Source organism: Acinetobacter sp. YH12112 (assembly GCF_013418945.1).
Classification (GTDB): Bacteria; Pseudomonadota; Gammaproteobacteria; order Pseudomonadales; family Moraxellaceae; genus Acinetobacter; species Acinetobacter indicus.
Genome location: NZ_VPBA01000014.1, coordinates 49,795 through 74,221 on the forward strand (window position 1 = coordinate 49,795; position 24,427 = coordinate 74,221).

Below are 24,427 nucleotides of genomic sequence, written 5' to 3' on the forward strand. Positions count from 1 at the left end.
GCAGAAGATGGGTGTTTTATGTTATTTGTAAAGATTAGAGGGTGTGCCTTCTAAATTGCGAAAGCGCTTATAACTCCATAAATACTGCTCAGGAGCGACATGAATCATGCGTTCCATTTCTTTATTCAGCGTATCGACTGAAAGTTGTAAGTCTTTGGCATTAATTTCTGCCGATAAAGTCTGCACATGCAGCTCAAAGCCACTTAAATCTTCACGGCGTAAACAGCTTAAACCAATCACTGAACACTGGGTCTTGGCTGCCAGTTTAGAGAGCAAGGTAGAGGAAAGTGCATTCTGACCAAAGAAAGGTGAATAAATGCCACCCGACTCTTTAGGCACATGATCTGGTAAAATTGCGGCAAATCCACCTTGTTTTAAATGCTTAAATAAGGCACGTACGCCTGTTTCATCGGTGGGTACCAGTGTGGCATTAAGACGCTGCCGTGCTTCCAGCATAAACCGGTCTACATCCGGATTTTTGCTCGGTTTATACATAATGACCGGTGCAGTATGTAAATTCACCCAGGCATTCATCAATTCCCAGGTGCCAAAATGCGGCACCACTGCCAAGGTCCCATTCGGGTTTTGCAGGGCGTCTAAAAAAATATCTTCTCCATGCACGACCTTGATCTGTTCAAGGGCAAACTCCGGCGCAGAACCCCAAATCTTGACCGATTCTGCATAGGTCATACATTGGCTTTTCAGGCTGCGCCGCGTGAGTTGCTCCCGTTCTGATTCAGATAACTCCGGATAAGCAGACTTTAAATTAATTTCGGTCACACGTCGGGCAGAAGAATTGCTCACATACAGCAACCAGCCCACAGATCGGGCGGTGACCTGAATCAAGCGCAGGGGAAGTCTGGAGAAATTTTTAAGAAGGGAATACATGAATCAAGCAAGGGTCCGCGCAATTATGGTCGATCTGCATTGCCTTTTAAGACCATATAAATCAGGCCGACAAAAATCAGCAAGGCGCCGATAATACTACTCAGGCTGAAATACACAATACGGTCATTGGTATCAAGCGCAAACAGGTTATTCGCCAAGATATAACGCATGAACAGCCATTGTACAATCGAAAAGACAATAAGCATGATGCCACGGTTACGTACTGCAGGACGCATTGCCATCGCTGAATCACCTAAGAATGAAAACTGCAGTTATTATGCCATTGCTCGGCAGTGATCTCAATGTAATAAAAAAGCCCTGCAATGGCAGGGCTTCTTTAGAATGACAAGCTATTATTCTTGAGATTCCGCTTTTGGTTTTTCTCGTAAGCGAATACCCAAATCGCGCAGTTGAGTCGCTTCAACTGGTGCTGGTGCTTGAGTCAATGGACATTCAGCAGTCTTGGTTTTCGGGAATGCAATCACATCACGAATAGACGCACCGCCGGTCATCAGCATCACTAAACGGTCCAGACCGAATGCTAGACCACCGTGTGGAGGTGCACCGTAACGTAAAGCATTTAGTAAGAAGCTGAATTTCTCTTCGGCTTCTTCTTCACCAATACCTAAAGCTTCAAAGATGGCTTTTTGCATTTCAAGGTTGTGAATACGCAGTGAACCACCACCGATTTCAGTGCCGTTCAATACCATATCGTAAGCGACAGACAGCGCAGCACCCGGGTTGTTCTTCACGTCTTCAACGCTTGATTTTGGCAGCGTGAATGGGTGATGCACAGAAGTCCATTTGCCATCATCAGTTTCTTCGAACATTGGGAAGTCAACTACCCAAAGCGGAGCCCATTCGCACGTTGAAAGATTCATGTCGTGACCGATCTTGACACGAAGCGCGCCCATCGCATCGTTTACAACTTTGGCTTTATCTGCACCGAAGAAGACGATGTCACCATTTTCAGCACCAACGCGTTTTAAGAGATCCAGCACGATTGGCTCGATGAATTTCACGATTGGCGATTGCAGGCCTTCGATACCTTTTTCAAGTTCGTTGACTTTGATGTAAGCCAGACCTTTGGCACCGTAGATACCCACGAATTTGGTGTATTCATCAATTGCACTACGTGGCAGTGAACCTGCACCCGGAACGCGAAGTGCCACAATACGGCCTTTCGGATCTTTGGCAGGGCCAGCGAATACCTTGAACTCAACGTCTTGCATTAAATCTGCAACATCAATCAGTTTCAACGGAATACGCAGGTCCGGTTTGTCGGATGCATAGTCACGCATCGCATCGGCATAGGTCATACGCGGGAATTTGTCGAATTCAACGTTTAGAAGCTCTTTGAACATCTTCACGGTCAAACGTTCCATCAGATCCATGATGTCATCATCGCTCATGAACGATGTTTCAACGTCGATCTGGGTAAATTCTGGCTGACGGTCCGCACGTAAGTCTTCGTCACGGAAACATTTGGCGATTTGGTAATAACGGTCAATACCACCTACCATCAATAACTGTTTGAACAGCTGTGGTGATTGTGGCAGTGCGTAGAAGCTACCGTTAGACACACGACTTGGAACCAGGTAGTCACGTGCACCTTCAGGCGTTGCACGAGTCAAAATTGGAGTTTCAACGTCTAGGAAACCGTTGTCTTCGAAGTAGTTACGAATCAAGTTGGTCAGTTTAGAACGGAAACGTAAGCGCTCTAACATTTCTGGACGACGGATGTCCAGGAAGCGGTATTTCAGACGGATTTCTTCAGAAATATTGGTGTTTTCATCATTCAGTGGGAATGGCGGCGTTTCAGATTGAGCCAGCACTTCAATTTCTTTGCCCAATACTTCAATCTGGCCACTGACCATATTGGCATTTTCAGTACCCGCATAACGGCGGCGTACACGGCCTGTAATTTTTAATACGAATTCAGAACGAGCTTTATCTGCTGTGGCAAATGCTTCTGGGGTATCCGGGTCGATAACCACTTGTACCAGACCGTCACGGTCACGCATATCCAGGAAGATCACCCCACCGTGGTCACGGCGACGATGTACCCAACCACACAAGGTTACGGTTTGGTCGATTTGAGCTTCGGTTAAAGAACCGCAGTAATGAGTTCGCATCATAGCGTAAAAAATCCAACTATATGGGTTAATGACAGCGCATACGTAAACAGCGTACCGCTTGAAGTAAATGTTGGATTATGCCTCTTTGCAGGTTTTGTCACAAGAACTAGCGTGAAAAACCCGGCAATTTCCTGTTATTTCGAGTTAACCGAACTCATGATTGCGGTCCAGAATCTGGAATAAAATACAGCCCGTGGTTAAAATGATTAAGGCACCCTGACTAAACTCATTAAAAGCCCGGCCCAGAAAATAATAACGATGGCTATACCAGAGTTCATCACTGAAATAGCGGGCATAATCCCAGACCGAATAAGCACCTAGCAAAATAGCCAGGCCAATCAGGATGGCTGCCGCTTGTTTGACCCGTCGGCTCACTGGCCAATGCTGACGATAGCGCTGATAATAACGCCAGCACATCCACAGCAAAAACGGCAGGGCCAGAAGCGAACTGCCAATCTGCAAGATAAAATGTAGTGGATAGGTCTGGGAGAACCAGGACACCGGCTGGTTTAAAAAATCATGAAAGGCGAAAGTGCGAAAGTCGACGTGAGTTAAACCATCCCAAATTAAATGGGTAGCATTGCCCAGCAATAGTCCCAGCACCATCGCAAGTAAAAAACCAAGGGCCGACTTGAACGAGTCCAGATTGAGCTCATGTTGTATGCCTAGCGCCCGATACAGCACCGGACGATAAATCAGATACCATGCCGCACAAAAAGCCAGACCCAGCCATAAATTTGGATGAACAATTGAACTCCATAAATGATTCAAGCCGCCCTGATCGGTGGTAAATAAACGGCTTAGATCGGGCAGCATACAGCCAATGGCAAGGGCTGCAACGGGAAGACGATGGCCTGTCAGCTGGGCAATGGGTGGTGCTAAAACCGCATGAGATAAGGTAAAGGGCATACAGGCGTAGACAATAAAAACAGAAAAATCCGCGAGGCCCTATAGCTTAACCAAGCAAAGATGAATTTTATGTTTTTTATTGCAAAACAGTTGAAATGTTATATTATAACATTATTCAAATTTGTTACTCTGAGCCTGAGTCATGTCCTTCCATAAGAATTTAATAACACTGTCTATTTTTGCTGTTGTGGCCCCTGCGGTTTTTGCAGATGAGGCGAATCTATTCAATGCACAGCAACTTGAAACCATCCAGCTAAAAGCCCATCCTCTGGTTCAGACTGCAGCGGACTTTGCGGTAGCAGATCAGGTGGTGGAACAGAAAGTATTGGCTGAACGCCCAACAACCATTGGTGATGCACTGGCTGATGAACTAGGTGTATATTCAAATCAGTACGGCACAGGTTCAAGCCGTCCTGTGATTCGTGGTCAAGATGGTCCGCGTGTCAAAGTCTTACAACACGCATCTGAAACTGCCGATGTATCGACTTTATCTCCAGACCATACGGTTACGGTAGATCCAATTCTAGCAAAACAGGTTGAAGTGATTCGTGGTCCATCGACTTTACTTTATGGTGCCGGTACTGTCGGTGGTTTGGTCAATGTAACCGATCAGAAAATTCCAACCCAAATGCCAGCAGATGGCTTAGAGGGCACCGTCGGCGTGCGCTATAACTCGGGTAGCGATGAGAAGCTGGCCAGTGCGGGGGTAACAGCAGCAATTGGTGACAACTTTGCCTTACGTGTAGAAGGCTCCAAACGTAAAGCAAATAACTATATTACGCCGGATTACTGGGTAGAACATCATAATGATGAAGCTGGCCATGAAGATCATGATCATGGACATGATGCTGAAGAAGAACATGAAACACATTTTGATAAAGCCCGTCGTGTAGACAATACCTTTGCAGAAGGGCAAACCGTGAATATTGGCGGCTCATGGATTCATGACCGTGGTTTTGTCGGGGTGTCTTATAGCAACCGTCAGGACAAATACGGTTTACCAGGGCATAGTCATGAATATCATGACTGCCATCCTCATGGTAATGAAATTCATTGCGGCGGACATGGCGTTTTAGCTCCAGATGAGGGTGGGGGCGAACATGCTCATGGTGGTCCATGGGTCGATCTGGAATCACACCGTTATGATGTCCGTGCTGAGCTGGACCAGCCATTTTCCGGCTTTGACAAGTTACGTGCCCATGCCAGCTATACCGATTATGAACATGACGAGCTGGAAGAAAGTGAAGTTATCAGTAACTTTAAAAATAAAGGTTATGATGCCCGTTTAGAGTTGGTTCATAAACCAGTCGCCGGTTGGGAAGGGGTCTTTGGTACCCAATATAGTCAACAAAATATTGATTTATCCGGTGAGATGGTTCCACATGATGATCATTTTCATGAATCAGTCTTAATGCCAGATACTAAAACGGAAAAATATAGCCTGTTTGGTTTAGAACATAAGCAGTTTGGTGATGTGCATGTGGAATTGGGTGCACGTGTAGAACATCAAAAAATTGATGTAGATTCAACTCAAAAAGACTATTCAGATACCGGTGTGTCAGGTTCAGCAGCAGCCAATTGGGAATTTGCTCCAAACTATAAGCTTTCTGCGGTTGGCTCGCATCAGCAACGTTTACCACTGGCACAAGAGTTATATGCGGACGGTATTCACTTTGCCACCAATACCTATGAGCGTGGAAATGAGGATCTGGATGTTGAAAAGTCAAATAACCTTGAGTTAGGTCTGCATTATGAAGGTGAGAAACTCGACTATCATGTGCATGTTTATCACAACTGGTTTGATAACTATATTTATGGCTCAACAACCGACAGCGAAGGAACATTCCGTCTAGTTGATTATAAACAAGACAAAGCCCGTTTCTACGGTACAGAAGCGCAGTTAGGCTATGCCATTAACGATGCTTATAAAGTCAGCCTGTTTGGTGACTATGTGCGTGGCAAAATTGATGGTGAAAACGCACCGCGTGTACCAGCAGGCCGTTTAGGTACCAAAGTAGAAGCCGATTTTGCTGACGGCTGGTCAGGTCTGGCAGAGTACTATCATGTCTTTAAACAGGACCAGATTGCCAGCTATGAACAGGAAACCCAAGGCTATAACATGGTCAATGTCGGTCTGGCGTATGCAGGTGCCATGGCGAATAACCAGGACTACCGCGTGTTCTTTAAAGCCAATAACCTGCTGGATGATCAGGTTTATTCACATACCTCATTCCTGTCCAACATTCCGCAAGTGGGCCGTAATTTTACCGTTGGTTTAGAATATAACTTCTAAGCAAAACTTAAATTTATTGCCAAAATCAAGAGGATGTCACGGAAATCCTCTTGAAAAAAGCCTGAAGAAAACCTAGCCTGAGTTGATTGGGTTAGGTTTTTTCTTATGCGTATCTTTCAACGAATTCACAATAAACTGAACTGGTCACCACGGCGTTATCTGGGCGTGATGATGGGCCTGCTGGCGTTAAGCTATTTATCCTCGGCACTGTATCATACCTATAAGCCCTTACCGGATGGTTTGAATTATGCGGGACCGCTACGTCATGCCGAAGTCAAATTTCTGGCCGATCAGACCTATCTGGATGCACAGGGCCAGCAGCATTATGATCATCAGATTTTTAATGAAATGCTGCGCCTGATTGATGAAGCACAAAGTTTAATTGTGCTGGATATGTTCCTGTTTAATCCGCAAACCGGGGCATCACAGGCCCAGCATCAACCGCTCAGCCAGCAATTGACTGATGCACTGATTCAAAAACGCCGTACCCAGCCGGATATTGAAATCAAGCTGATTACCGATCCGATTAACTCGGTTTATGGCGGCCTTGCGCCAGAGCATTATCGGCAACTGCGCCAGGCCGGAATTGATGTGATCGAAACCAATTTAACTCCGCTACGCGCTTCCAATCCGATGTGGTCCGGATTCTGGTACATCTGCTGTCAGGGCATCCGCAATAATCCGGAGGCTGGCTGGCTGGCCAATCCGTTTGGCGAGGGCAAAATCACCCTGCGCAGTTATTCCGAGCTGCTGAATTTTAAGGCCAACCACCGTAAAACCATTGTGGTTGATACCCCGGACGGCTGGGAAGCTCTGGTGACCTCAATGAATCCGCATGATGCCAGTTCCCATCACTCCAATGTGGCGCTGGTGGTCAAAGGCAATACCGCGGTAGATATTCTAAAAACCGAGCAGTCGGTGGCGCTCATGTCCGGCAGCAATATTCCCGGGGTGATTGTCGGTGAGTTTCAGGCCGCTGCTACTGAACCGCAGGTGCAGGTGCTGACTGAAAAAGCCATTTATGATGCGACTTTAAACCTGATTAATAGCGCCAAAGCCAATGAACAGGTCGATCTGGTGATGTTCTATCTGTCCGAGCGCCAGATTATCAAAAGCCTGCTTGCAGCCCATGAGCGTGGGGTGAAATTGCGGGTGCTGCTCGATGCCAATAAAGATGCGTTTGGTCTGGAAAAGAATGGCGTACCGAACCGGCCAGTGGCAGCAGAATTACATCAGGCCGGCATTCCACTGCGCTGGTGTAATACCCAAGGCGAGCAATGTCATAGCAAAATGCTGATCAAGCGCAATGCCCAGCAACAGGAGATGATTTTAGGTTCAGCCAATTTTACCGCGCGAAATTTAAAAAATTATAATCTGGAAACCAATTTACGCGTGTTAGGCCCGGCTCAAGCTCAGGTGTTTCAAAATGCTCAGCAGTATTTTGATACCGCCTGGTCAAACTTAAATGGCCGTCAGATGAGCGTGGATTATGCCCAGTATGCCGATGAATCGACGCTGAAATATGGACTGTATCGTTTGATGGAATGGAGTGGCTGGTCGACGTTCTAACCTCCCTCATTCCAAGCTTCTGTTTGGGAGCCGTGGCTTCTGCTTATAAGAGAGCTGGAAGAATGAGTTTTCTTCCACCTTTTAAGAGAGGGGTAGAGAGAAGCGATTTTCCCCTTCTTTGCAAGAGAGTTAGGAACAATAGCTTTTTCTCCTCCTCGTAAGAGAAGGTTAGGGAGACACGCTTTTCCTTAACCTTCTAGGAGAGAGTCGGGGAGAGGTCAGTATTAAGGTTTGACGCTTAGTTTTGCCCCGGATTCGGTGGTACCAGTTCATCCAGATCTTTATCGGACAGCTCATCCAGCTCGCTCAGATCGGTTTTAATTTTCCACTGGCTTTCATCCTCAACCGGATTTGGCAAACGCGCTTCCAGCCAGTCGCAGACCACATCGGGCGGGAAATCGGCATGATTACACTGGATTACCCAAGACAGGAAATCTTTGGCCTCACCATTCATATAAGGTGGTGGCGATACCGGTAAAAACTGCGTTGGCAAACGTTCATTCTTGGAAATATAGTTCAGCACATGACCCAGTTCCTGTACGGTTTGCCAGGCCAGTGGGTGTGCTACATTAATCTGAAATTTAAACCACCATGCCTGAGCACCATCTGTGCCATAGGCATCGATCAAGTTTTTTTGAACACTGGGTACTTTGCAGAAATATTCATAAAGACGATCAAAACTTAAATCAGACACAAGCATGAACCTAGTATGAAAAAAAGCGAGTGTAGCATAAAAGTAGGTCATTATTTTCACTGAGAAATACGGCCGATCTACCGCCATTCATCTAAAAAACTTGTATAAAGCATGTGTGTTCATTTTTTATCAAATGGAGCGTAAACCTCTGTCTTTCAGGTCAGAGATATAAGCGACACGACATGAAATGTCGTTTAATTGCTAAAAACCAATATTTTAAGCCTGATATGAGCTAATATAAACCCATGAAAACACTTAAATTACGCATAAAAGACAAACATTGTAAGGTGCTAGACCAATTGGCATCTGAAGTTAATTTTGTCTGGAACTATGTCAATGATTTGTGTTTCAAACACCTACAGCGCAAACAACAATTCTTTTCAGCATACGATATTGCTAAATATACGAAAGGCGCATCAAAGGAATGTAATCTTCATAGCCAAACCATTCAGGCTGTAACAGAAGAATTGGTCACTCGCAGAAAACAGTTCAAAAAATCAAAATTGACATGGCGTGTCAGTAATAAGAAATCAGCAAGAAGATCACTAGGTTGGATACCCTTTAAAAAGGTCGCTATTAAATATGCCGATGGATACGTTCAGTATGGCAAGCATCAATTCAAGCTATGGGATAGTTACGGACTATCGAAATACAGCATTAAAACAGGCTCATTTGTAGAGGATAGTCGAGGACGTTGGTATGTCTGCTTAGTGGTTGATTCACCCAAACAAGACAAACCTACCGCCACAAAAGCCGTGGGTATTGATCTCGGCTTAAAAGATATTGCTACCTGTTCCGATGGCACAGTCATCAGTAATCCCAAGTTCTATCGAAAATACGAGCAAAAGCTCGGTATTGCTCAGAGAGCGAGAAATAAAAAGCGTGTCCGTGCATTACACGCCAAGATTGCAAACTGTCGTAAAGACCATTTGCACAAGGCTAGCACCCAGCTGGTGAAAGACAATGCACTGATTGTCGTTGGTGATCTAAGTGCGAACAAACTTGTAAAAACTAAAATGGCGAAATCTGTTTTAGATACAGGATTTTCAACACTCAAAACCATGCTCAAGTATAAATGCGAGAACGCAGGGGTCATGTTTGAGGAAGTCAATGAGAGATTCACAACCCAAACCTGTTCGAGCTGCGGTGCAATCACCGCAAGCAGTCCGAAAGGTAGAGCAGATTTGCGAATAAGAGTATGGGAATGTGAATGCGGAAGTGTAAATCAACGCGATTTAAACTCCGCCAAGAACATACTTGCGCTTGGGCATAAGCGTCTAGCAGTAGGAATCACCCTCCTTTCAGGTGGGTGAGGATGTCAAAGTAAAATCAATGGGCTGATGTTTGGGAGTCGGGTAATGAAAAGAATGCAAGCAGGTGTATGGTTGGGCATTGGGTTGTCTGCCATCTCGACATTGTCGCTGGCCGATACCAATCGCTGGGCCAGTTATCAGGGCGTGGAGCGAAAATCGCATGCGCAACATTATCCACAGCATCGCCCGTCTTATCCGCAGCACAGGCCGCCACAATATTATCCACCACGTCCACATTGGGGCCATCAACCGGTACGTCCGGGCATTAGTATTCAATATCAGGCGCCCACCACCATTTATCAGAATTCGCAAAGTTATAGCTGGGTCAATGGTGATCCGAATGTGGCCCGGATTGAAAGCAGCACGCAGACCATCATTACCGACTGGCGCCGTTTAGGTTTGCCAGCTCCGCCAAATGGCAGCTACTGGATTTATGAAAATGGCCGTTATATTTTGGTGCCGAACCGTTAGATCATCTGGAGCGCTCAAGCGCTAAGGAAAACTATTTGAACCAAACTGATGATCTGGTGAATCTTCACTTAAAAATCAGCGCGCCGTGGTAGTATCTAGGCGCGCTTTTTTGTGCTTCAGATTTGAATGATGGACGTGATTTTGGTGTTTAGGCCAGTTCATCATCTTCCGGGCGTGGGGTCTTGCCTTGTGGCAACGGTTTTTCGCTGTGTTTATCCCGAATTACCGATGGATAATTCCAGGAAGCAAAACGTACCACCAGAATGGCAAAGGCCAGAATCAGAATCGAACCGGTAATAATCACCAGGTCAATATCCGCTTTATGGTCGTGCTGGATATCGGAAATCAGCAGCCGGGTCAGGGCGGTAATGGCAATATAAATCAGGAAGCGTACTGGCATGTGGTTGGTTTTAAAGTAAATGCCCACCATGGCACCGAGTTCCAGATAAATGAACAGCAGTAAAATATCATCAATCGTGGCATATTGTTTGACGGTCAGAATATCGACCACGGTATGGCCGGCTGACCAGATCACCATACAGCCAATCACGAACAGGGCAATATAGTGAAAACCTTCTACGGCCAGATTACCCAGCCGGTCGAGGAGGGTTTCTATTTTTTCTATAGTATGACTGTAAGATTGTGTGGTAATCCCCCCTAAAAATAATAGGATCTAAAAGTAGAATTTTCTCTTAAGATACGAGCAGGAGATTCTGCATGAAAACATCTAAATTTACTGACAGTCAGATCATGTCCATCTTGAAACAGGCAGAATCTGGCACACCTGTAGCGACCCTTTGCCGTGAACACGGCATGAGTAATGCTACCTTTTATAAATGGCGTGCCAAATATGGTGGTATGGATACATCATTAATGGCTCGACTGAAAGAGCTAGAAGCCGAAAATACCAGACTTAAAAAGATGTATGCGGAAGAGCGATTAAAGGCCGAAATCATCCAGGAAGCGATGGCAAAAAAGTGGTAAAGCCATCTTGCCGGCGTAAGATGGCACAACAGGCAGTTGCCCAGCATGCCATTAGTATTCGTTTGGCTTGTAAAGCATTTGGCATTAGTGAAACCTGCTACCGCTATCAAGCCAAACTCAGCGATGACAATGCACTCATTGCTGAACAGCTCATTGAACTCACTGAGGAAAATTCCGACTGGGGCTTTGGTTTGTGCTTCTCGTATTTACGGCATGTTGAGAGTTGCTGCTGGAATCACAAGCGGGTTTACCGCATTTACTGTGAGTTGGCACTGAATCTGCGTATTAAACCGAGAAGAAGACTAAAACGGCATGCGCCTGAACCATTGAAAGAACCAATCCGAGAAAATCAGGTTTGGTCATTAGATTTTATGCATGATCAGCTTTCCGATGGTCGCAAGTTTCGATTATTGAATGTGATTGATGATTACCGCCGCGAAGGCCTAGCCATTGAAGCAGGGTTCTCATTGCCCACAATCAGGGTTATTCGTACGTTGAATCAATTGCTGGAGTGGAGAGAAAAACCGTTAGTGATCCGATGCGATAATGGTCCCGAATTTATCAGTCACGAATTTGTGCGCTGGGCTACTGAGCATGGTATTCGTATTGAATATATTCAACCGGGTAAGCCACAGCAGAATGCGTATATTGAACGTTATAATCGGACTATACGTTATAGCTGGCTAAGCAAGCATCTATTTGACACACTGGAAGAAGTACAAGATTATGCAACGAGTTGGCTGTGGCATTACAACTATGAAAGACCACACCAAGCAAACAAAGGAAGGCCACCTCTAATGGCTGCTTAACCTCTACTTTTAACTTCGGTTATTTATGGGAGGATTACCTTTCTTATAAGGCATAGATTCAAGAATTTCTTTAATAACTGTTGGGTCCACTACATTCTCGTACATAGTATTAAAAGTATGTTTCTCATCTTCAGTGGTTTGAGCATTAACAATAGCTTTCAACTTTTGCTTATAGTCAGCATGACCTGCTTGATACATGGCAGCGTAACTCGACCAGAGAATATATTGCTTTTGTGGATTATCATTACTTAATTTTTCGTATTGTGCCTGATACAGCTTAGCTGCTTTTTCATAACATTTATTAATTTGATTGGTTGGCTTTTGTAATTTTCTTTGAATCAAACATTGGGTTTCTTGAATGCTTGCTGTGCTATCTAAAGCAAGAATTTTTGTTGCCAAAGCATTGGCTTCATTTAAATAACCTAATTGAAGTAGCACTTTTAATTTTAACTTTTGGACTTGCGTACTTGAATCATTGTCATCTGGAAACTTCTTTAGAAGCTTTTCCAGTTTTGCTTGTGTAGATATAATGTCCGCTTCAGTCTGGAGAGAGTTCATAATTTCATTGAACTCTGCTACAAGTGGTTTTAATACTTCTTGCTGGTTATCAGATTTCTCGCTCTGCACTTGGGCGATTTGGGTTGTACTATTTGGGTTATTACACGCAGCAAATGCGACACTTAATAATAGAATCGTTAATAGCTTATTCATAACTTTTTATACCTTGCGCGCTGCAGAATTTAAGGAAAACTTATATTTTTCATAGGAGGCATTGGATGCACAGAACCCACGGTATCTGAAATTACTGCGGTATATCCGAGTTCAAGTTCTACATCAACAAGCTGCAAATTTGGTTCTGGCAATTTGATAGTGCAACTTCCTAAAGGGGCCTTATTTTTATCTGTTGGCCAATACCCTTTATCATTTTTTAACTTGGCTCTGGTAATCTCTTTCCCCTCTCTTGAAACTATAGCGGTCCCAAAAGGATAAACAGTTCCCTTGTGGCTCAATGGAGCTGCATTAATAACTACACTTAAAAATAGTTCCTTGCCTTGAACTTTGTAGTTTAGAAAATAGCTTACAGCTCCATCCAAGGGTGTTACTCCTTCATCACCTAAAAGAACAGCTTTATGGCTAATGTAGACATCAGTTTTATACTGCTCAATGTAATAGTTTTCATATTTTTCTTCTCTAAAACTATTAGTAGTCTGCTGTTTTTGTGACATTGGAGCAGATGAGGATTTTGCACCCGATGATGCTGCACCACCATTGTCTTGAACAACTAAGTTTTGTTGAGGCAATAATTTGCAACCGCATGAAAGGGAATCATTAACACGAGCAGCGGCTTTGCCGAAGATCTGCATGTTTGGATCACCAGAGATAATTGTTGCGACAACTTTATGTGTTGGGCAGGTAGCTTTATCACCGACACAAGCAACAGCAATACCGTCAATTAGAAACATACTGTTTCCAGAAATTACTTTTCCACCGCCAGTTGTAGGACAGCCTATTGTTATATATGGGGTTGCCAATTCTATTCCTTTTTATTTCCATGATGGCAAAAGCATAGCAAAGTGAGAATAGACAATACTGTTTATTTTTATTGTTCTAAATAGGTGGCGTATGCTATCAATAATAATGAATGTGGATATTTGTGTAAAAGTCCTCTAAGGAGGGTTTTACCTTGTTCCATCTTTAAGTTCAGCCAATATTTGAATCAAAAACTGTTCAGTATAAAATTTTTGGCAATTTTCTAACGAATTCATTAGTCTGTGATACTGCTGCATATATATGGAGTTTATACAAGTATCATCTTTTTCTTTAATCTCTAAAGGTAAAATTTTCTTCATCTCTAAAAAGAATGAGTCTAATATTTCATTCATTTGCTTGAGAGGAATGGCTCTATTACTATTGAAATAAAGATCAAATTCATTAAGGATAGATTTTAGTGTATAAAAACTTCTATTAAACTCAATTGCTGCTCTTTGATTTTTCTCAAGATTTATACTAGTGATTTTTAGTCTAGTATCTAGATCGGAATGGCTTTGTTGCATAAATATGTAAGCATCTGATTTAAATAAATTTAATTTTGGATCAAAAAATAATCAAAACTTCTAAAATCATATAGTTATGAAATCTTTGTGCAACAAAGCCCTGTTGAATTGCAAAATACAGCATTGTGGTACAAGTAGATGCAACTTTAATTATGATTAACTGTTTGAAAATGCAAGATAAAGCAACCGAATGCAACCATTAACAATCACAGCTAGACTGTCAGGATTCTACTTTTTCTACTTTGGGATGCCGTGCTGTCATATGCTCCTCCTGATGATGATGCTGAATGAATGAGACAAATTCATGCAAAAACTGTGCACAACTACAGGAAAAGTGGTGTAAAAACAGCAGGAAAAATGGATGCTATAAAAAACGCCTGACAGTGCAGGCGTTTTGAGAGATAAAAGGCTTAAGCCTGATGAGTGAAATAATCTTCCGAGAATTTCATGATCACATCAGAACCGGCTTTGATACGGGTAATCCGCATTTCCAGCTCTGGCAGAATACGTTGTACAAAGTACAGACTCAGCGCCAGTTTGTTCTGATAGAACTCACCCTGTTTGGCCTGTGCTGCTTGGGCAATACGGGCAAACATATAGGCAAAGCTGAGCAGGCCAACCGCGTGTAAATAATCGACCGCTGCCGCATTCGGGAATTCCGCATTTTCAGACGCCGCATTCAGAATGTATTGCGTTACCGATTCGACTTCTGTGGCTGCATCTAAGGTCGCATCTTTAATGAAGTTCAGATCGGCATCTAACTGGTTGGCAAAGTCACGGATTTCAGCAATATATTCTGCAATATAGGCGCCCTGACATTTAATGGTTTTACGGCCAATTAAATCTTGCGACTGGACGCCATTGGTACCTTCGTAAATTTGCGCAATACGTAAATCACGTACACATTGCTCCATGCCCCATTCACGGATATAGCCATGACCACCGAAGCACATTTGCGCATCCAATGTTGCCTGGAAAGCGGTATCGGTTAAATAGGCTTTGGCAATAGGCGTTAGCAGCGCCACACGGTCATTGGCTTTTTTCACCGCGTCTGCATCAGTCGAGAATTTGGTGATGTCCAGCTGTTGGCCGACATAGACTGCAAAGGCACGTGATGCTTCGTTATTGGCACGCACATTCAAGAGCATACGACGTACATCACCATGTACTAAAATGCTGTCAGCCGGTTTGTTTGGTGATTGTACACCTGAAGCGCTGCGGCCCTGTAAACGGTCAGTCGCATATTGTGCTGCATTCTGGTAAGCAAATTCAGAGGCGCCTAAACCCTGAATACCCATTGACAGACGTTCATAGTTCATCATCACGAACATGGCTGCCAAGCCTTCGTTTTCTTTACCAACCAGATAGCCTTTGGCACCATCAAAGTTCATGACACACGTGGCAGAGGCTTTAATGCCCATTTTGTGTTCGATTGAACCTGGGCCTACAGGGTTACGTTCGCCCAATGAACCATCTTCATTCACCAGGAATTTCGGCACGATAAACAGCGAAATACCGCGTGAACCGGCAGGTGCATCTGGGGTTTTGGCCAGTACCAGGTGAATGATGTTTTCAGCCAGGTCATGATCACCACCGGTAATAAAGATTTTGGTCCCGGTAATGTTATAGCTGCCATCTTCGTTGCGTTCCGCTTTGGTTTTAATAATCCCCAAATCGGTACCGGCATGTGGTTCAGTCAGACACATGGTGCCAGACCATTCACCTGAATAAATTTTTGGTAAATAGGTTTCTTTTTGTTCCTGAGAAGCATAGCTGCTCAGCGCCATGCCCGCACCGACTGACAGCAGTGGATACAGCATAAATGACGGGTTGGTGGCAAAAATCATTTCATCTGACAGAACGGTCAGCATTTTTGGCATGCCTTGACCGCCCCATTCTTCATCGGCACCTAAGCCAATCCAGCCGCCTTCGGCATATTGCTTGAATGCTTCTTTAAAACCGGCCGGTGTAGTTACGCTACCATTGTTATATTGGGCACCTTCTTCATCACCAGTGCGGTTTAAGGGCAGGGTAACGTTCTGGGTAAATTTGGCCATTTCTTCAAGAATGGCTTCTGCGGTTGCAGCATCGAGGTGGGCGAGATTTTCGTTATTTTGCCAGAATTGTTCTGCTTGGAAGACATCATTCAGGATGAATTTCATATCGGCAAGCGGTGCGTTATAAATTGGCATAGTTCATTTCACCTGTTTCTTGTTTATTCATAGTGATCAGGTCAGTCTAAACGATGAGATTTCAATTGATTAGACGACGAAAGGTTAATATAGCGTGATAAATAGAGAAAAAGGACCGCCAACAGCTGGCCGTCCTTTTTACATCCATTACAAGTTACTACACATCACGTGCATTAGAAGGCGAAGTGTTCAGCATCAAGCGCCATCAATGGATCCAGGCCAGTCGCAATCACGTCAACATGCGAGCGTACACGTGGCAGGATCTTCTTGAAGTAGAAGCGTGCAGTGGTCACTTTGGCATTATAGAAGTCGACATCGGTAGTACCCGCAGCCAAGGCTTCTTGTGCAACCAGTGCCATACGTGCCCATAGGTAAGCCAGTGTCACATAGCCAGAGAAGTAGAGGTAATCGACTGCTGCAGCACCGACTTCTTCAGGGTTTTGCATCGCACGCATACCAATTTGCATGGTCAGGTCGCCCCATTCTTTGTTCAGCGCGGCCAGCGGTTCAACAAACTCTTTCATGCCGGCATTGTCTTTGTTGGCTTCTGCGAATTTGTGAATGATCTTGGTGAAATCTTTCAGCATCGCGCCTTGTGTACCCAGAACCTTACGGCCAAGCAGGTCAAGTGCCTGAATTTCAGTGGTACCTTCGTACAGGCAAGAAATACGCGTATCACGTACAATCTGCTCCATACCGTGCTCGGAAATAAAGCCGTGACCACCGAATACCTGTACACCGTGTTTTGCAGCTTCTGAACCGGTTTCAGTCAGGAATGCTTTTGCAATTGGTGTCAGCAATGACAGGATGTTGTCAGAGAATTTACGCTCTTCTTCAGTCGCGCCTTTTTCAACTACATCCGCGTGTTGAGCCAATAAGTAAACCAGCGCACGGCCACCTTCAGCAAATGCTTTTTGGGTCAACAGCATGTTACGTACTGCTGGATGCACAATAATCGGATCGGCTTCTTTTTCTGGCGCTTTTGGACCAGACAGTGAACGCATAGCCAGACGGTCTTTTGCATACGCCAAAGCGCCCTGGAATGAAGATTCAGATGCAGACAGACCTTGTACTGCAGTACCGATACGCGCCGTGTTCATGAAAGTGAACATACAGTTCAGACCACGGTTTTCAGGTCCAATCAAGTAACCTTTAGCGTTGTCAAAGTTAATCACGCAAGTCGCGTTACCGTGAATCCCCATTTTGTGTTCGATCGAGCCACAACGCACAGCATTACGCTCACCGATTGAACCATCAGCATTCAGGTTGAATTTCGGTACGATGAACAGTGAAATACCTTTGGTGCCTTTCGGTGCACCTGGTAAACGTGCCAGAACGATATGGATGATGTTCTCGGCCATGTCGTGCTCACCAGCAGAGATAAAGATTTTCTCGCCAGAAATTGCATAGCTGCCATCCGCATTTGGTTCCGCTTTGGTACGGATAATGCCGAGGTCAGAACCGGCATGAGATTCGGTCAGACACATGGTCCCGGTCCAGACACCTGATACCAGATTTGGCAGATAGGTATCTTTTTGTTCTTGCGAACCGTGGTGCTCAAGGGTACGTACTGCACCATGAGACAGACCCGGATACATACCCCAAGCCCAGTTTGCGGTACCGACCATTTCAGAAATGGTAATGCCCAGAGAGTTTGGTAAACCCTGACCGCCGTACTGTTCTTCGGCAGATAAAGACGGGAAACCCAGTTCGATATATTTTTGATACGCTTCTTTAAAGCCAGTCGGCGTGGTGACTACACCATCGTTCCAGGTACAGCCTTCGCGGTCGCCCACCTGGTTTAAAGGAGATAATTCATTTTCACAGAAGTCAGCAGCAGCTTCTAAATATTGGTCAACCAACTCACGGCTTACGTTTCCAGAGAATGCAGGGAGTTTTGCATAATGTTCTTCAGCATTTAATAATTCATGCAAAACAAATTGCATATCACGTAGTGGCGCTTTGTATTGTGGCATATCGGGTTCCTCAATACTGGTTTAACCAGCGGTTATAATCCTAAATCAGTGAGTTCACGCGCCTTCACAGGCGCATCTTGAATGTTTTAATCGTGCAACATCTTCTAATTGGGTACAAGCATTTCAACGGCTTTTCTTGGTGACTGTAAAGTCAAAGATTTTTAACTTGAAATAGCTAAGTGTATTGAGTGTAAACAGATTTATCGGTATAGGAAGTGGACAAATAGTCAAAAACGTAAACAGATATGTCCAATAAAAAAGGCGCACCATGCGCCTTTTTTATTTGCTGACTTCGCTTAAGCCACTTTGGCCGGAATGGTCACAGCGGTATTCGGTTTAAAACGCAGGCTGCATTGACCATTGACCGATTTATCCCCCAGTTTAATCTGGACAGTCTGACCGGCTATTTTACCGTTACAGGCATTGGCCATAGCCTGTTGACGGGCCTGACGCTGTGCTAGGCGCTGATCATACTGTTTCACCAGTTCGGCACGTTTGGCATCGGTTAAGGCACCTGTCTGAGGACCATGCTGTTTAAACTGGCGTACATCGCCACGCATTGGACGATGTTCACGGCTGTGTTTAAGCTGCTGGCGTTCCGGCGTAAACACCAGGGAACAGGTCCCATTCACGGTTTTTTCACCGGCTTTGACCTGAACCACCTGTCCGGCAGCTTTGCCTTCACAGGCCGTTTTGATCTGCTGCATCATCTGGCGGCGTTCAGTACGCAGCTGCTGCCATTGTTCACGCTGTTCCGGGCTTAGGCGTGCATGTTTGCCGTGCATGGAGTGAGCCATACGACCTTCACGTTCCGGCGTTGCTGTACTATTGGTTGACTGACAGGCTGTCAGTGTCCCGACACTGAGTAAACCCACTGAAACAAGCGCAATTTTTGTCATCGTTTTCATGATTATTGTCTCCACACAGAACCGCGATACAGTTATCTTTAACTGCGACAAGAATAAATAATAAAGATGAAGAAACAATGGAGAGTTTTTTCAGACACTGTTCGCTACAATAGTGAAATAAAAGAAAAATTGAGATGAGTGTTTTGAAAATACGCCGGATTCCAATCGCCCTGCGCCTGTTTTTGACTGTGCTATTGACCGCGCTGGTCATTTCCACGGTCAGCCTGTGGGTGCTGCACTGGAATATGCAACGCAATTTCACCAAATACGTGGCCGATGTCGAAATGCAGAAGCTGGATCATGTGATTCATAATCTGGCCGGTGTGTATGGCGTCTATCATGATTGGGGCAATGCCATTCAGGCACAAATCCTGCAAATTGAAGGGCAGGCCGGCCCGGAAGATTATGACCGCCTGTCGCGCTGGTGGTTGCGCCGTCAGTACGATATTGCCTTGCAGCAGCGTTATTTTGAAGAACATACCTTAATGAATGTGGCGCCAACGCTGGCTGAACCAGATCCGCAGAAACGCCAGGCCTCGCAGGAGGAACTAAAATGGCTGGAAATGAATCTGCCTTCCGAGTACCGTCCCTTTGAAGGCCTGAAATTTCCTTTAAGCGCGCAGCAGAATACCACCCGGGTTAATCAGGGCAGTGCCCAGAACCCGCGTCCGAATCAGCCACAATCGGATGGCAAAAAACAGTTTATTTCCATGCCGGACCGTTTGGGTCTTAGTTCACGTCTGGCTTTATATGATGCCAAGCGTCAGTTTGTGGTCGGTGAGCCGGCAGAAGGACAAATGTCGTATCGCCCGATTTTAATGAACAATCAGGTGGTCGGCTATCTGGGTTTAAAACCGGTGCTGGATCAGGATGATGCGCTCAGCATTAATTTCTTTAGCGAACAAAAGCGTTATCTGCTGCTGATTTATGGTCTGTCCTTTATTGCCAGTTTACTGGTGGCCTGGTTATTGGCGACCTATTTTAAAAAGCCGATTCAGCGTCTGCTCAATGGGACCCGTGAACTGACCAAAGGCAATTATCAGTATCAGGTGAAAGTAAACCGTAATGATGAGTTGGGTGATTTATCTACAGAGCTGAATCAGCTGGCAGTCATTTTAGATCAGCATGAAACCTCACGCCGGCAGTGGGTGGCCGATACCTCGCACGAATTAAAAACCCCGCTGGCAGTGTTACAGGCCCAAATTGAGGCTATGCAGGATGGTATCCGTAAAGCCACACCGGAACACTTAGATGCGATGATGCGTCAGGTCAGCAGCCTGAAAAAACTGACTCAGGACCTGGCTGATCTGGCGCAGGCCGAAGCCATGCAGCTGAAATTCTATCTGGCCTCAATCAACCCTTGGCAGGTGATTGAACAGGAAGTCGAGAATTTCCGGCCGAAGTTTGAACAGGCCGAGTTAAGCGTGCGTCTAGAAGGTGAAGCTGTGCCTTTACAATTAGATATAGACCGCTTTAAACAAATTATGGTGAACTTGATTGCGAACAGTATTCGTTATACTGAGGCCGGTGGGCAGGTTCATATTCATAGTGAGCAGACGGCAACAGAATGGAGTGTCTATGTCGATGACAGTCCATTTGGCCTGACCGATGAACAGCTAGCCCGTTTAGGCGAGCGTTTTTACCGGGTGGATGATTCGCGTACGCGGAGCACTGGCGGTACCGGTTTAGGTCTGGCGCTGTCTGCTAAAATTGCGCAGGCCATGGGTGGCCAGCTGAGTTTTGCGCATTCGCCATTGGGTGGCTTGCGCTGCAAACTGACTTTCCCGATTCCGACCAAACAATAAAAGGAAAAGATATTCATGAAACATGTCATGCTGGTTGAAGATGAAGTTGAACTCGCTCAATTGGTCCGCGACTATCTTGAAGCTGCTGGGTTTGAGGTCAGTATGTTTCATGATGGACAAGAAGCCTATAACAGCTTTTTGCAGCGTAAACCGAGCCTGATGATTCTGGATCTGATGGTGCCACGTATGGATGGGCTGACCATTTGCCGTAAAGTACGTGAGCAGTCCGATTTGCCCATTATTATGGTCACGGCGCGTACCGAAGAAATTGACCGGGTGCTGGGCCTGAATATGGGTGCAGATGACTATATCTGTAAGCCATTTAGTCCGAAAGAACTGGTGGCACGTGTGCAGGCAGTGCTGCGTCGCTTAGACCGCAAGGCTGAACCGGAAACCAATGATTTATTCCGGATGGATAAAGCCCAGCAACGCATTTGGTATCAGCAAAAAGCGCTGAACCTGACCCCAACCGAATTCCGTTTACTGGAGCTGTTTTTAGAGCATGTTGGGCAGGTTTATTCCCGTGCCCAGTTGCTGGACCATATTAACCCGGACAGTTTTGATGTTGCAGATCGGGTGATTGACAGTCATATCAAAAACCTGCGCCGCAAGATTTCCGAAGCGGCAGAAACCGGTAATCGTCATGAGTGGATTCAGGCAGTCTATGGGGTTGGCTACCGTTTTGAATATCCGGAAGATTAATTTCATGCGGAGTGAAAAAGCGAATAGATATGTGCCTATTCGCTTTTTTTATGAGAGTAGGTTGTGCAGTATTTAGGGGCAGGATGGTGATAAATCAACAGACTGATCAAGCATAAGACCAAGATAAAAGGGGGGGATTTCTAATATTATAATTTTTAAATGAATTTAATTTTTAACAAGAATATTTTGTAAATTTTAATAAGCCTGAAAATTGAAGTAAATAAAATTCCGGTATAATCCGCAGCCCGCTTTTGGGAATTTTTCTATGCACGTCAATACTGAGCTTGTCGCACGCTTAATTCAGCGCAATATCACCCCCGCGATACACTATGTTGAACAAACCCAGGATAGTTCCCGCCTGGAACATCAGATCAACTTCTGTGTACAGCAGATTATTGTCTGTTTAAATTCCGATACAGTGGCCACCATCAAAGCACTATTGCAGTATTTAATTGCAAAAAGCCAGCACAGCAGTGAACATTCAGGGTGGCGCAAAGCCTTTGAGTTGTTCAATGATAAATATAAAGTTTAATCGCTGATTTTACATACGAGAGACAGGATTAAACTGTGGGCACGATTTATCTCTGTGTTTTTGCCCGAGCTAAACACGCGAGCCTACAGTTTTGAGTAACGCTATACGTTGTCGATCCAGTTTCTTGAGTTTGGACACCACCAACGCATAAGAATTCAGCACTAAATCTTCGATTAAAGCTTCATCCAGCTCTTCATCTTCATACACTGAAATCCAGTGCTGTTTATTCATATGCCAGCCGCTACGAATATACGGATAAATATCACGCAGCATGGCACCATGATCTGGCGCTACTTTTAAATTAATGACCGCTTGTCCGTGCAGATAAAACTGTAACATAAAGACTTTATCCAGCACTTTAAACACATCACAACCCTCACCAAAAGGCTGGGTCACTGTGACTTCAGGCAGGGTAGTAGCGACTTTTGCCGCAAGTGGATGCAAAGCCATACGCAATTTAGGTTGAAGGGCACTTTGTGGATAATGCTGAAATTATCCACAATTTACCAGGCTAATGTGGATACTTTAAGACGAGCAGCTGACCATCACTTCAGGCACATCGCTTGGCAGCGGCGCTAAATCTTCCGGTTTTTCCAGCGCGGTCTGCCGGGTATAGGGTTGGCTGAGCAGGCGAAATAAACGCTCGACTTCAGAAAAATCATCCCGCTCGGCCAGTTCAATCGCTTTTTGCGCCATATGGTTGCGCAGGATGTAATGTGGATTGACGGCGGTCATGGCGGCATCCAGTTCATCGGTATCCTGATGTTCACGAATACGCTCATATTGCGTCAGGAAGGCTTCAAACTGACGGCGGTCCAGGCAGTCATCTTTAATCGTTTCATAGTCTTTATGTTGCAGGCGAATAAAGCTCTGGGTGTAATCCAGCTGCTCGCTTTGCAAGATTCTTAAAAAAGCCATCGCACAGTCAAAGCTGTCTTTATGGAAGCTGGGTAAGCCCATTTTCTGGTTTAAACCATGCTTGTAGTGTTCCAGGAAGGTCGGTTCAAAATGGGCCAGACATTGAGCCAGATCCGTTTTCCATTGCTCTTGGTCATCGTCTGCCGGACAAAGTGGAATCAGGTTGTTCAGCCAGGTCCACAAGTTCCAGTGCCCAATACTCGGCTGCTGCTGATAGGTATAACGTCCCTGATAATCGGAATGGTTGTTGATCCAGTTCGGACGGAAGCGCTCCATAAAACCGTAAGGGCCAAAATCCAGGGTAGAACCGGTGATATTTAAATTATCGGTATTCATCACCCCATGGGCAAAGCCGACCAGCTGCCATTGGGCAATCATCACTGCGGTACGCTGCACCACCTGTGTGGCAAAAGCTAAAACAGGCTGCTCGGCCTTCAGACATTCCGGATAATGCCATTCGATACATTTCTGGGTAAATTCAGGCAGTAAATCTGGCTGATATTGATTGATCCATTCAAAATGCCCCAGCCGAATATGACAGTCCGAGGTACGTAACATCATTGCACCCGGTTCCAGTTTTTCACGCTGTACCCCTTGGGTGGATGAAGTAAATCCCACGGCATTACTGGAAGGTACGCCCAAGGCATTTAAGGCATGACCGGCCAGATATTCACGAATCACCGAGCGTAACACCGCGCGACCATCGCCCATCCGTGAATAGGGAGTGGCACCGGCACCTTTTAAATGCAGATCAATGGTCTGCTGATGCTGGTCAACAATCTGGGCAATCAGTAAACCACGTCCATCACCGAGCTGGCCGGCCCATTGCCCGAATTGATGCCCGGCATAAACCATGGCCAACGGCGGAAATTCAGCAAATGTTTTCTGGCCGCTACAGATTTCGACCCACTGTACTTTGTCTTCATCTGACCATTGCAGTTCATCGGCCAGTGCTGCATTGAAATGCCCGGCTTTGGCGCCTTTTAAAGGCAGCGGTTGTTGCTGGTGATACAGACGGGAAGGCAGGGTAGGATAGCGCGAGTTAAATTGCATTGCAGAACAGCCATTCAGAACAGGCCTTCACTATAACAAACTTGGCTGGAGAAAAGTGTCGTGTTTCCGAATAGAAAAAGCCTCCATCAGGATAATGCCAGTCAGTTAAGCAAATATTAGAAAAATGTAGTAAAAATGAGTGTATGTAAATACGCTCATTTTTTTATGTCTTTATCTGAACATTTAGAATCCACTCTTGAACATTCTCTCCCATCACTC

The 24,427-nt window shown here is 45.2% G+C and carries 21 protein-coding genes and 1 pseudogene; 8 read left to right on the plus strand and 14 right to left on the minus strand.

The window, feature by feature from the left end:
* Positions 1 to 21: 21 nt before the first annotated feature.
* The 4 genes from FTU50_RS07175 to FTU50_RS07190 all read right to left on the minus strand — a co-directional run bounded on the left by FTU50_RS07175 (position 22) and on the right by FTU50_RS07190 (position 3,935).
* A complete protein-coding gene (locus tag FTU50_RS07175) occupies positions 22 to 888 on the minus strand; it encodes a lysophospholipid acyltransferase family protein (RefSeq protein ID WP_180055155.1) in 867 nt (288 codons plus the stop codon).
* 23 nt (positions 889 to 911) lie between these two features.
* On the minus strand, positions 912 to 1,130 hold the full coding sequence (locus tag FTU50_RS07180; RefSeq protein WP_005180031.1) for a hypothetical protein: 219 nt from the start codon (positions 1,128 to 1,130) through the stop codon (positions 912 to 914).
* 111 nt (positions 1,131 to 1,241) lie between these two features.
* On the minus strand, positions 1,242 to 3,026 hold the full coding sequence (gene aspS / locus FTU50_RS07185) for an aspartate--tRNA ligase (RefSeq protein WP_104473612.1): 1,785 nt from the start codon (positions 3,024 to 3,026) through the stop codon (positions 1,242 to 1,244).
* 144 nt (positions 3,027 to 3,170) lie between these two features.
* On the minus strand, positions 3,171 to 3,935 hold the full coding sequence (locus tag FTU50_RS07190) for a DUF4184 family protein (protein WP_168384234.1): 765 nt from the start codon (positions 3,933 to 3,935) through the stop codon (positions 3,171 to 3,173).
* A gap of 142 nt (positions 3,936 to 4,077) precedes the next feature.
* Here FTU50_RS07190 and znuD point away from each other — a divergent pair, with 142 nt between their 5' ends.
* Both znuD and FTU50_RS07200 read left to right on the plus strand, forming a co-directional pair.
* On the plus strand, positions 4,078 to 6,228 hold the full coding sequence (gene znuD, locus FTU50_RS07195) for a zinc piracy TonB-dependent receptor ZnuD (RefSeq protein ID WP_180055157.1): 2,151 nt from the start codon (positions 4,078 to 4,080) through the stop codon (positions 6,226 to 6,228).
* A 105-nt stretch (positions 6,229 to 6,333) separates the two neighbouring features.
* The gene (locus FTU50_RS07200) at positions 6,334 to 7,797 is read left to right on the plus strand and encodes a phospholipase D family protein (RefSeq protein WP_180055159.1); all 1,464 of its coding nucleotides are present in this window, start codon (positions 6,334 to 6,336) and stop codon (positions 7,795 to 7,797) included.
* Positions 7,798 to 8,035: 238 nt separating this feature from the next.
* Here FTU50_RS07200 and FTU50_RS07205 read toward each other — a convergent pair whose 3' ends face one another.
* On the minus strand, positions 8,036 to 8,491 hold the full coding sequence (locus tag FTU50_RS07205; protein WP_005180018.1) for a hypothetical protein: 456 nt from the start codon (positions 8,489 to 8,491) through the stop codon (positions 8,036 to 8,038).
* 245 nt (positions 8,492 to 8,736) lie between these two features.
* On the opposite strand from FTU50_RS07205, the gene FTU50_RS07210 reads away from it, so the two are divergent.
* Entirely contained in the window at positions 8,737 to 9,804 is a 1,068-nt protein-coding gene (locus FTU50_RS07210; protein WP_104499951.1) for an RNA-guided endonuclease TnpB family protein, read from the plus strand.
* Between the two features lie 45 nt (positions 9,805 to 9,849).
* The gene (locus FTU50_RS07215; protein WP_075167452.1) at positions 9,850 to 10,275 is read left to right on the plus strand and encodes an RcnB family protein; all 426 of its coding nucleotides are present in this window, start codon (positions 9,850 to 9,852) and stop codon (positions 10,273 to 10,275) included.
* A 148-nt stretch (positions 10,276 to 10,423) separates the two neighbouring features.
* On the opposite strand, the gene FTU50_RS07220 is transcribed toward FTU50_RS07215, so the two are convergent.
* On the minus strand, positions 10,424 to 10,900 hold the full coding sequence (locus FTU50_RS07220) for a phosphate-starvation-inducible protein PsiE (protein WP_075167451.1): 477 nt from the start codon (positions 10,898 to 10,900) through the stop codon (positions 10,424 to 10,426).
* A gap of 92 nt (positions 10,901 to 10,992) precedes the next feature.
* Here FTU50_RS07220 and FTU50_RS07225 point away from each other — a divergent pair.
* Positions 10,993 to 12,068 (plus strand): IS3 family transposase gene (locus FTU50_RS07225; protein WP_104495355.1). Its coding sequence is split into 2 segments (ribosomal slippage): positions 10,993 to 11,245 and positions 11,245 to 12,068, totalling 1,077 coding nucleotides; the frame shifts between segments, so codons are not numbered across the junction.
* Between the two features lie 9 nt (positions 12,069 to 12,077).
* Here FTU50_RS07225 and FTU50_RS07230 read toward each other — a convergent pair.
* From FTU50_RS07230 to FTU50_RS07255, 6 genes and pseudogenes are all read right to left on the minus strand, one after another.
* Complete coding sequence (locus FTU50_RS07230; RefSeq protein ID WP_075167448.1) at positions 12,078 to 12,779, minus strand: hypothetical protein; 702 nt, start codon at positions 12,777 to 12,779, stop codon at positions 12,078 to 12,080.
* A gap of 6 nt (positions 12,780 to 12,785) precedes the next feature.
* A pseudogene (locus tag FTU50_RS07235) lies at positions 12,786 to 13,600 on the minus strand (PAAR domain-containing protein).
* A gap of 147 nt (positions 13,601 to 13,747) precedes the next feature.
* Entirely contained in the window at positions 13,748 to 14,122 is a 375-nt protein-coding gene (locus FTU50_RS07240) for a hypothetical protein (protein ID WP_075168332.1), read from the minus strand.
* Positions 14,123 to 14,532: 410 nt separating this feature from the next.
* Positions 14,533 to 16,314 (minus strand): acyl-CoA dehydrogenase C-terminal domain-containing protein, encoded by a 1,782-nt coding sequence (locus FTU50_RS07245; RefSeq protein WP_180055135.1) that lies wholly within the window; start codon positions 16,312 to 16,314, stop codon positions 14,533 to 14,535.
* Positions 16,315 to 16,487: 173 nt separating this feature from the next.
* Complete coding sequence (locus FTU50_RS07250; protein ID WP_180055136.1) at positions 16,488 to 18,290, minus strand: acyl-CoA dehydrogenase C-terminal domain-containing protein; 1,803 nt, start codon at positions 18,288 to 18,290, stop codon at positions 16,488 to 16,490.
* 296 nt (positions 18,291 to 18,586) lie between these two features.
* The gene (locus tag FTU50_RS07255; RefSeq protein WP_180047101.1) at positions 18,587 to 19,198 is read right to left on the minus strand and encodes a hypothetical protein; all 612 of its coding nucleotides are present in this window, start codon (positions 19,196 to 19,198) and stop codon (positions 18,587 to 18,589) included.
* Positions 19,199 to 19,332: 134 nt separating this feature from the next.
* On the opposite strand from FTU50_RS07255, the gene baeS reads away from it, so the two are divergent.
* The 3 genes from baeS (at position 19,333) to FTU50_RS07270 (ending at position 22,237) form a co-directional block, all read left to right on the plus strand.
* On the plus strand, positions 19,333 to 21,003 hold the full coding sequence (gene baeS / locus FTU50_RS07260) for a sensor histidine kinase efflux regulator BaeS (protein ID WP_005180006.1): 1,671 nt from the start codon (positions 19,333 to 19,335) through the stop codon (positions 21,001 to 21,003).
* A gap of 15 nt (positions 21,004 to 21,018) precedes the next feature.
* Complete coding sequence (locus FTU50_RS07265) at positions 21,019 to 21,705, plus strand: response regulator (RefSeq protein WP_005180005.1); 687 nt, start codon at positions 21,019 to 21,021, stop codon at positions 21,703 to 21,705.
* Between the two features lie 265 nt (positions 21,706 to 21,970).
* Positions 21,971 to 22,237: a hypothetical protein gene (locus FTU50_RS07270; RefSeq protein WP_180062731.1), complete on the plus strand. Its 267-nt coding sequence runs from the start codon at positions 21,971 to 21,973 to the stop codon at positions 22,235 to 22,237.
* 69 nt (positions 22,238 to 22,306) lie between these two features.
* Here the strand turns inward: FTU50_RS07270 and FTU50_RS07275 are convergent, their stop codons facing one another.
* Together FTU50_RS07275 and FTU50_RS07280 are read right to left on the minus strand one after the other, a co-directional pair.
* Positions 22,307 to 22,687 (minus strand): MmcQ/YjbR family DNA-binding protein, encoded by a 381-nt coding sequence (locus tag FTU50_RS07275; protein WP_180062732.1) that lies wholly within the window; start codon positions 22,685 to 22,687, stop codon positions 22,307 to 22,309.
* 75 nt (positions 22,688 to 22,762) lie between these two features.
* On the minus strand, positions 22,763 to 24,208 hold the full coding sequence (locus FTU50_RS07280; RefSeq protein ID WP_160242836.1) for a YdiU family protein: 1,446 nt from the start codon (positions 24,206 to 24,208) through the stop codon (positions 22,763 to 22,765).
* Positions 24,209 to 24,427 lie beyond the last annotated feature (219 nt).

Bases quoted from the DNA above. Each gene is read 5' to 3' on its own strand.
- FTU50_RS07175 (WP_180055155.1), bottom strand. From the start codon at position 888: ATGTATTCCCTTCTTAAAAATTTCTCCAGACTTCCCCTGCGCTTGATT.
- FTU50_RS07180 (WP_005180031.1), bottom strand. From the start codon at position 1,130: ATGGCAATGCGTCCTGCAGTACGTAACCGTGGCATCATGCTTATTGTC.
- aspS (WP_104473612.1), bottom strand. From the start codon at position 3,026: ATGATGCGAACTCATTACTGCGGTTCTTTAACCGAAGCTCAAATCGAC.
- FTU50_RS07190 (WP_168384234.1), bottom strand. From the start codon at position 3,935: ATGCCCTTTACCTTATCTCATGCGGTTTTAGCACCACCCATTGCCCAG.
- znuD (WP_180055157.1), top strand. From the start codon at position 4,078: ATGTCCTTCCATAAGAATTTAATAACACTGTCTATTTTTGCTGTTGTG.
- FTU50_RS07200 (WP_180055159.1), top strand. From the start codon at position 6,334: ATGCGTATCTTTCAACGAATTCACAATAAACTGAACTGGTCACCACGG.
- FTU50_RS07210 (WP_104499951.1), top strand. From the start codon at position 8,737: ATGAAAACACTTAAATTACGCATAAAAGACAAACATTGTAAGGTGCTA.
- FTU50_RS07215 (WP_075167452.1), top strand. From the start codon at position 9,850: ATGAAAAGAATGCAAGCAGGTGTATGGTTGGGCATTGGGTTGTCTGCC.
- FTU50_RS07230 (WP_075167448.1), bottom strand. From the start codon at position 12,779: ATGAATAAGCTATTAACGATTCTATTATTAAGTGTCGCATTTGCTGCG.
- FTU50_RS07240 (WP_075168332.1), bottom strand. From the start codon at position 14,122: ATGCAACAAAGCCATTCCGATCTAGATACTAGACTAAAAATCACTAGT.
- FTU50_RS07245 (WP_180055135.1), bottom strand. From the start codon at position 16,314: ATGCCAATTTATAACGCACCGCTTGCCGATATGAAATTCATCCTGAAT.
- FTU50_RS07250 (WP_180055136.1), bottom strand. From the start codon at position 18,290: ATGCCACAATACAAAGCGCCACTACGTGATATGCAATTTGTTTTGCAT.
- FTU50_RS07255 (WP_180047101.1), bottom strand. From the start codon at position 19,198: ATGAAAACGATGACAAAAATTGCGCTTGTTTCAGTGGGTTTACTCAGT.
- baeS (WP_005180006.1), top strand. From the start codon at position 19,333: ATGAGTGTTTTGAAAATACGCCGGATTCCAATCGCCCTGCGCCTGTTT.
- FTU50_RS07265 (WP_005180005.1), top strand. From the start codon at position 21,019: ATGAAACATGTCATGCTGGTTGAAGATGAAGTTGAACTCGCTCAATTG.
- FTU50_RS07270 (WP_180062731.1), top strand. From the start codon at position 21,971: ATGCACGTCAATACTGAGCTTGTCGCACGCTTAATTCAGCGCAATATC.
- FTU50_RS07275 (WP_180062732.1), bottom strand. From the start codon at position 22,687: ATGGCTTTGCATCCACTTGCGGCAAAAGTCGCTACTACCCTGCCTGAA.
- FTU50_RS07280 (WP_160242836.1), bottom strand. From the start codon at position 24,208: ATGCAATTTAACTCGCGCTATCCTACCCTGCCTTCCCGTCTGTATCAC.